Source organism: Wolbachia endosymbiont of Onchocerca gibsoni, assembly GCF_029169405.1.
Lineage (GTDB): Bacteria > Pseudomonadota > Alphaproteobacteria > Rickettsiales > Anaplasmataceae > Wolbachia.
Window position 1 is genome coordinate 448,978 of the sequence record NZ_JABUMP010000001.1, and the last position, 8,141, is coordinate 457,118.

Consider the following 8,141-nt stretch of genomic DNA (forward strand, 5'->3'; position numbering starts at 1 on the left):
CCTTTATAGTCATTGAATTTTCTTCCTGCTTTAATCAATAAAGATTCTTCTTTCATACTTTTACTATTTTGTTTTTAACATTATATTCGCTTTGCGTATAGAAATGAAGAGAAATTGCATGTATTAGCTCTATTTCGCTTTTTAGTAATCCATAAATCAATCTGTGTCTTTTTAAAGCGTTCATTCCGATAAAGCTATTAGATATTAATATTAGCCTGATATGTGAAGGTAATGCTGAAGATGAAGCAAAATAATGATCTGCATGTTCTATAGACTCATCAATAATATCAATATCAATTATATCTATTGAATTTCGTATTTTTTCTTTTATCACTTTAATGATACTCATATTGTTGTCGGAATGTTGAACCTCATGTTAAAACTATTTAATAAAAATTAGAACCTTTCGTATAAAAAGGACAAATTGCTATAGCAAGAACATCAGTAGCATGGTGACATTTTATATTTAAGTTGTCAATCACCTATCTCACCATAAATATAATCTGATCTTTATTAGTGTGGCCATTTCCAGTACTTTTTTATATAATTCACGTCATATTCATTTATGATCAGCTCTGTCATTTCTAACACTAAAATTATGATTTCTCTTGCATATTGTAAAGTTAGCAAAGATTTTTAGATTTTTATTAAAAAAATTTTCTCCGCTGAGCTTCATTTGGAGAATATAAAGAAATTAACTTTTTTAATTGTTCAAAAACTATATGTAGGTGTGTTTACCAATGTTACTACCCAAAATTCAATACTACTTTTTTTACTTAAATTAATAATAACTATCCAGTCTTTACTTATCCGTGATCAAGATCTATTATTTTAACCATTCAATAAACGCTTAACCAATATACAAACACAAACACAAATATCCAGACTACATCTACAAAATGCCAGTACCAAGAAGCAAATTCAAAGCATAAATGATCTTGAGGTGTAAATTGATCTTTCTGAGCTCTAAATAAACACACTAATAAGAATATTATTCCTATTATAACGTGCACACAGTGAAATCCAGTAATCATATAAAAATTGGATACATAGATTAGTTTTTCTCCTGTTTCTTGTAGAGAAAAACTTGCCTCATGATACTCTATTGCTTGCACTATTGTAAAAAATACCCCAAGCAATATAGTTATAGACAACATTTTAACCATACTCTCTTTATCGTTTTTAAGTAAAAAGTGATGTGCCGAGGTGATTGTTGTACTAGAAAGTAATAATACTAATGTATTCATGAACGGTAATGACCACGGATTAAGAGGTAAAATTCCTCTAGGAGGCCATTTAACTTTATCTGTGGGAGAAAATCCTTCAAATAAAAAAACTGGATCAAGCCAGGCTTTAAAGAATGAACAAAAGAATGACACAAAAAACATAACTTCTGAAAGGATAAATAAATACATTGCAATCTTGAGTCCATGTTTTACAATTGCGGTATGGCATTTATCATAAATAGCTTCTTTTATTACGTCCTTCCACCAATAAAACAACACTCCTGATATAGTAGAGATTCCTAAAATTAAACCAAATATCCCAGAAATTTGTTTATGGAATGTGCTAACTAATCCAAGCACAAGAATAAGAATTGCTGCTGATATAGCAATTGGCCAAGGACTTGGATCCACTAAATGAAAATCATGTTCTTTACTTCTCATACCATCTTTAAGAATAAAGATTAAGCATACAAATTAACTTTAAATTGTCAATGCTGCTTAAGAAATTGATTAAATTTTAGGAAATTGCATGTGTGTTGTTAATAATCTAATTCATATTGTATACTTATTTTAAATAGCTCAAGCATTCTGTTTCTTTCATTATTACCAAATTTTTATAATGCCCACCAATAATATTTCCTAAAGTGATACATTCGTATTTTATTAAACTACTTGCTACAAAAATCAAACTATCCTCTTCATATCTATTATTTTCTTAAATCTACTTCCTATATTATCAATGATAATCTTGCATATAAATCTGCAAGACTGCAAAACTATTATAGTGTCACAAATATCTCTTTTAGAATACTGCTCATTAATTTAATATTAAAAAGTTAACTAACAGCAATTCTTGGTTATATTATTAAGCATATAAAAATGCTAAAAAACTAGGGTTTCGATATGAATAATTCTATGCTAGGTTAGCATATTAGCAAGTTGTGCTACAACCATTATTTCGTTTTAAAACTCTATTTCAAGCTGTAGTTTATTACAAAAGATTCTAACATGTTTTTTCGTTATCATTATTGTATTTTTTTTATACAGACAGACTGTTCGTGATTTTGATCATATTATCTTGTATTATCGATTATGTTATTTATTATATCAGTGCTAAAAAAGTTTATATCCATTTCTGATATTTGTTGTTAGTAGTAGTGTTACCTTTTACAATATGGCAAAATAACTCTTTAATACATAAAGAAGTATAAGCAAGGTGCTGCTCAACTTTTAAGTAACAGAATTATGATATGCAATATGTATAAGGAAGTAATAAAAGCTACTAAGCAAGACCATGACTTTTCATGGTTATCAGATAAGTTACAACCTGTGAACAGAAGTACTACCAACTATATAAGTTGGCCTATTTATTATCTCAATGCATCAACTTTGGTTACAATAATTAATAAAGCACGAGTGCAATGATTGACTATATANAAAAAAACTGCTGGTAGTAGGATTTGAATTTTTTATAGTCTAACGCGTTGTTTGCTGACTCAATCTTAAAAAGGATGTTCTTTTATTTCATCGATAAAATCTGATGATTTTTTTATAGCTATGTCATATGATCCTTCCTTTGTTTTATTATGCACTTCATTGCCTCATAAATGAAAATTGCTGTTAGTATAGCATTATTATTATAAAAGTGCTAATTATACTAAGCTAGTATAGTATATCAATATCAAGTTAAATCAAAAATTTTGGCAGTCTAAAGAAATCTTTTTATTGCTTTCTATATTAAATTCTCTATGAAGAGCACTAGACAAATTTGTGTCTTCCCAAGAAAATCCACCATCTTCTCCTGATTTTTTACCGAAGTGTCCATAATAGGATGTACGTTTATATATAGGACGGTTAAGGGATAAATGTTTAATGATACCTTTAGTCGATAAATCTATATTACTTTCAATAAACTTTTTAATCCTTTTTTCATCCACCATATTTGTACCAAATGTATCAATGTAGAATGAAGTAGGTTTTGATATACCAATTGCATAAGAAAGCTGCACAAGACAACGCTCAGCTAAGCCTGCAAAAACAATATTTTTAGCAAGATATCTTGCCATATAAGCTCCAGATCTATCAACTTTTGTTGCATCTTTTCCGGAAAACGCTCCTCCACCATGTGGGATATGCCCTCCATAAGTATCAACCATAATTTTTCGTCCAGTTAATCCACAATCGCCAGCAGGTCCACCAATAACGAACCTACCAGTTGGATTAACTAGTAGATTCTCCTCAGGGCACATCCACCCTTTAGGTAAAGACGAAACTATGTAAGGGTAAATTGTTTTTCTTACTTTTAACTGATCCAGTTCTTCTGGATGTTGTATTGAAACAACAATACTTTCAGCACGCACTGGAAGATTGTTCTCATACACTAAGGTGACCTGCGATTTTGCATCTGGCCCAAGTTTTTCTTTTCTAACTGCATTCATGATATTTTTCAGAATTGAATGCGCATAAAAAATGGGTGCCGGCATAAGGCTCTCTGTCTCTGTTGTTGCATAGCCATACATTATGCCCTGATCCCCAGCGCCTTGATCCACTCCTGCTGCAATGTCATTTGATTGTTTATGTAATAATATATTTACTTCCACCTTTCTCCAGTGGAAACCATCGTGCTCGTAACCAATATTTTTTATTGTATTCCTTACAATATTTTCAATTCTGCCATTTTCAATATTAGGTCCAGATATCTCTCCCGCTATAATAACATTATCTTTGGTGACTAAAGTTTCTATTGCAGTTCGTGAGTTAGGGTCAGAGAAAAGATATTCGTCAAGTATTGCATCTGAAATTTGATCTGCCACTTTATCTGGATGACCAGCTGCAACTGATTCACTAGTTATTAAATTTTTATATAAACTCATTCTTTAGTTTTTTATTTATACAATAAGAGTTATTATAGAAACTATAGTTAGTAATTGCTAGTCGGAATGGACCTTATGGTACAAAAAGCCATCTCTCGTGGCCTTACTAATTTGATAAACTAGACTATATAGGATGCGTTTTTTACCGCCTTCTATTCAGTTAAGACATTTACTGTGTTGAGAGCTAACAGAAAAATTAATCTAAATTAACAGAATAAAGTTTAATTAAGTCAATAAAAGATTTTTTATTGTCACTAACTCCAATCAAACTCTACTAAATGAGAGGTTAAAACTTAGATGATCTTTCCTAGTTTGTGAGCGATACTTAGTAAAGTGAAAAAGATACATTAACCAATAAGACATTATAGAAATTTTTCTAGATGAAAGTATTATAGTGCATGTGTAAATGTTTCTAACTTTTCTAAGCTTTATTTGCGTCAAGAAGTAAGTATTAGTATAGATCATTATACACTGCTGTGTTACGCTTCCTATTATGGTGAATTGGAGGTTATAAGATTCTCTTTGTAGGGGGAGGATAAATGCTTATGTTGCGTTTAGTATTCTGGATCTGAGGCTTTATACATATTGCCGCTTTAAATGGAGATGAGAATGTCATAGTAGAATTTCTCCTCAACTAAAAGGATCAAATGTGTTAATTATACTGATAAAGAGAGTTTGGACATCTTTGTATTTCACTTGCTCAAGGGAAATATTTAAAAATTGTAAAACTCTTTATTAGAAAAGGAGCAAATATTAATATTATCAGAGAAATAGGTTTACACTATTATACTTTGCTACTCAAGAAGATCACTCGACACTGTCAGAAAGAGTTATTCAAGTGATGCGGTATTACTTTTTCCTTATAAAAGCTATATCATGCTATTAACACATTTTAAGAAAAAGCAACAAGAAAGGTTTTTATGTAGCATTTTTAATGCAGATATAAAATAAGTTTTCTAATTTACTTTTTTAAGGAACATGGAGTTAAAATGTATAGTGAACATACAGTAATTACACGTAGCTTATTTCAAACTTTATTATCACAAGGCAACAAATTGCTTCTAAACAACTTAGAAACCTTAACTAAAATTCATAAGCGTATCGTGCCACAGGGTAGATGAACATCGAAAAAGTGAGAGAGAGAAACTTTCGCCTTGAGTAAGTTACTTAATAACTTTGAAAAACAGGTAGACTTTAACGAACAGTTTACATCTGAGCCTAATTCAGGCTTAGTTATAAGATACCCAATGAGCATCAAGCTATAAACTGAAACTAAAAGTAATTTTGCTATTTACTTAGTACAAGTAATCATGTTGTTCCTATTTATAATAGGACTGGTAATAAACTTGCTTATTTTAATAGCAATTCAGTATCCATCTTCAGATTTGAAAGTACCTGTCAATTTATGGAAATTATAGAAAATGAGTAAAATCTGCTAACTTTGAAATAGTGGTGCAAAGGCTTACTTTGTTGAACACTTTGATGTTAATAAAGTTAACAGTAAATCATTTAGTGAAGATAAGTAAATTTCAGTAAACAAGATTAAGTTAAAGTGTTAATTTCTAGGAGAATAAGATAAGGAGCTTGGTCTCGTTATCTCTAGAGTATTGTTATACAATTTTAATACTAAAGTTAATGTAAAAGGGCGATTTACCTTTATTTATCAGTACCGATATGTATTTAAGTAGTAAAAAATTCTAAGATTGTCTATTGAAAAAAGAGAAGTGAGTAACATCTAGAGAATATCTTTGTCACTTGGAAAATAGCGAGAATATAGGAGAGTAATGTAAGAATAAGATCAATTTTTTTTTTTTGAAGGCTTGAAACGCAAGCTTGAAGAAGCAGAGCAGAGACACATACCGAAACAATTTTTATTGGGAAAGCCAGTTTTAAAGAAGTAATTAATTTTATAGCAACAAGCTCATTGCTGATTTTTTTACTGGTCTAACCTGATTAGGAAGCTAATTGTCTAAAAAAGCAGATGATAAACATGATATTCCTAAAATGATCTAACAGTGGACAGCCAAGTTCCTAATATTTGTCACGCTATTTTTATTTAATACTTCTTACTGGTGAATATATCATACCGTTGTCACTTTAAATCTGCAAAGTTATTCTAACTTCTAGTTTTGATTAGAAGAAAATAAAAAACAGGAAAATAGGATAAACCAGGCTTTATATAGTGATATATCAGTCGCAGGCTTTGTTGTGTAGCGAGTAGTAGCAAAAGAGAAGAAAAAAAGGAAATTTGAAAGGAAGCAATTATTCTTTTTAAAAATGAATATTTTGAGAAGTAGAAGTTGTTATTGTAGCAGGTTTCGAGCTATAGCAAACTAATCATAGAGAAAAGTTCAGACAAAAAAGATTGGTGGGCCTGGGGAGAGTTGAACTTCCGACCTCACGCTTATCAGACGTGTGCTCTAACCAGCTGAGCTACAGACCCCTGATTTACTCAAGCTGAAACTTGCACATCATTCGCGGGCAAAATGTCAATAAAAGTTTTTTTATTCATTGACTTTCTAAACTTAACCCATCCTTCCACTTTAGCAAAAATCGTATGATCTTTACCCATACCAACATTTTTTCCAGGATGAAATTTTGTTCCCCTTTGACGGACAATTATATTACCAGGAGTAACTTTCCCATTTTTTTTTATTCCTAACCTACGACCTGCAGAATTTCTACCATTACAGGAACTACCACCTGATTTTTTGGTTGCCATATCCTACCTCTTATCTTTGAAGTTAATTTCATTAATGGAAAGAACAGTCACATGCTGTCTATGACCAGTTTTTCTACGGTAATTTTTTCTTCTCTTCTTTTTAAAAATTATGACCTTTTCTTCTTTACATTGTTCAAGTACTTTAGCTTTAACAGTGGCATTAAGTGAATAAGATGAATCGTTATCTGAAAGATAAATTACTTTACCGACCTCTACCTCCTTTCCTTCCTCAGCCTTTAATTTCTCTATTTTTATCACACTACCCTTTTTTACTAAGTACTGCTTTCCGCCTGTTTCAATAACTGCAAACATATCAAATATACACTTTTACTGTTAACTTTGATTGTAATCGTAAAGGATGTCATATATGCTGTCAAGACAAATGATTCTACCTAAGTTACATTAAACGCCTCCAGTAAATATACGAATGTACCATAAGCTACAGCAATTCCATGAGCTCTTAGTGTTATGTCTCACGTCACAATATAATCTTATCATACTTTCATTATTTTCAGCGTCAACATTCATATTATGTGTTGGTAACATTTTTGTGCTACATAATTTTTTTTCCTTAATCAACCAAGTATAGCGGAGTGTTGTTATTTTTATCTTTAATGTTGATATTAGGTATCTTTATTTATTTAAAATGATATATATTTTTGTTCATTGTANNNNGGTATAATAGAATTATAAATTAACTTACTGTGCTTACCTGCATACCACTAAGCAGGTATAATACACCTCACATTGTATTATATTATAATTTATCAATTTTATAATTATCATTAGAATCTTTACCTATTTTTTTATCTTTCTTTTGTACCTCATCCCTATTGCCACTTCTTGCACCGGTCTGTGAATATTTACTATTCCTTTCCTTAATCTAATTATTGAGTATCTATTAAATAACTTAACAGCACTACACAGTTTTTTTCATCTTTTGCTTCTCTCATTATCACGAAAAGCAATTAAAATATAAACTTTCTTAAAATCTTTGCTCGTCATCTTGTGCTGCTATGTATATTCCTTTTAATGTTTCACTACTTTTATACAAGTAGCTTGTACATCTCTTTCACACAGTCCACTTCGGTTCTTTTTTGATTACCACTTGTTTCATCTTAGTCCTCTTTTACCTCACTTAAAGTACTAACCCAGTATTCCACTTTTTTAAAAAGCTCTGCAAAAGGTTTCATTGCCGCCAACATAGTTGAACTTTTTGACTAACATATCATTTATTCACCTTAAAATAATTCTTCCTCAAACATCATCTTAATAAAGTCTTTGATTCTTTGTTGATAATTTCCTTGCCCACCTTATACC

The 8,141-nt window shown here is 30.6% G+C and carries 5 protein-coding genes and 1 tRNA gene; all 6 read right to left on the reverse strand.

All coding sequences use genetic code 11. From position 1 onward, the window contains the following. Nucleotides 1–52 precede the first annotated feature (52 nt). Nucleotides 53–349 carry a BolA/IbaG family iron-sulfur metabolism protein gene (locus HSX44_RS01700; RefSeq protein ID WP_275602034.1) on the reverse strand — a complete coding sequence of 99 codons (297 nt, stop codon included), beginning with the start codon at nucleotides 347–349 and terminating at the stop codon, nucleotides 53–55. A gap of 490 nt (nucleotides 350–839) precedes the next feature. Further along, the gene (locus HSX44_RS01705; protein WP_275602036.1) at nucleotides 840–1,667 is read right to left on the reverse strand and encodes a cytochrome c oxidase subunit 3; all 828 of its coding nucleotides are present in this window, start codon (nucleotides 1,665–1,667) and stop codon (nucleotides 840–842) included. Between the two features lie 1,250 nt (nucleotides 1,668–2,917). Beyond that, nucleotides 2,918–4,099 (reverse strand): methionine adenosyltransferase, encoded by a 1,182-nt coding sequence (gene metK / locus HSX44_RS01710; RefSeq protein ID WP_275602037.1) that lies wholly within the window; start codon nucleotides 4,097–4,099, stop codon nucleotides 2,918–2,920. A gap of 2,366 nt (nucleotides 4,100–6,465) precedes the next feature. Continuing rightward, nucleotides 6,466–6,542 (reverse strand) — tRNA-Ile (locus tag HSX44_RS01715). A 9-nt stretch (nucleotides 6,543–6,551) separates the two neighbouring features. Then, nucleotides 6,552–6,821, reverse strand: coding sequence for a 50S ribosomal protein L27 (gene rpmA, locus HSX44_RS01720; RefSeq protein ID WP_275602038.1), 270 nt, complete (start codon nucleotides 6,819–6,821; stop codon nucleotides 6,552–6,554). 3 nt (nucleotides 6,822–6,824) lie between these two features. Beyond that, the gene (gene rplU, locus HSX44_RS01725; protein WP_275602039.1) at nucleotides 6,825–7,133 is read right to left on the reverse strand and encodes a 50S ribosomal protein L21; all 309 of its coding nucleotides are present in this window, start codon (nucleotides 7,131–7,133) and stop codon (nucleotides 6,825–6,827) included. Nucleotides 7,134–8,141: the final 1,008 nt, after the last annotated feature.

Excerpts from the sequence above, each read along its gene's own strand:
- HSX44_RS01700 (WP_275602034.1), bottom strand. The coding sequence starts at position 349 with ATGAGTATCATTAAAGTGATAAAAGAAAAAATACGAAATTCAATAGAT.
- rplU (WP_275602039.1), bottom strand. The coding sequence starts at position 7,133 with ATGTTTGCAGTTATTGAAACAGGCGGAAAGCAGTACTTAGTAAAAAAG.
- HSX44_RS01705 (WP_275602036.1), bottom strand. The coding sequence starts at position 1,667 with ATGAGAAGTAAAGAACATGATTTTCATTTAGTGGATCCAAGTCCTTGG.
- rpmA (WP_275602038.1), bottom strand. The coding sequence starts at position 6,821 with ATGGCAACCAAAAAATCAGGTGGTAGTTCCTGTAATGGTAGAAATTCT.
- metK (WP_275602037.1), bottom strand. The coding sequence starts at position 4,099 with ATGAGTTTATATAAAAATTTAATAACTAGTGAATCAGTTGCAGCTGGT.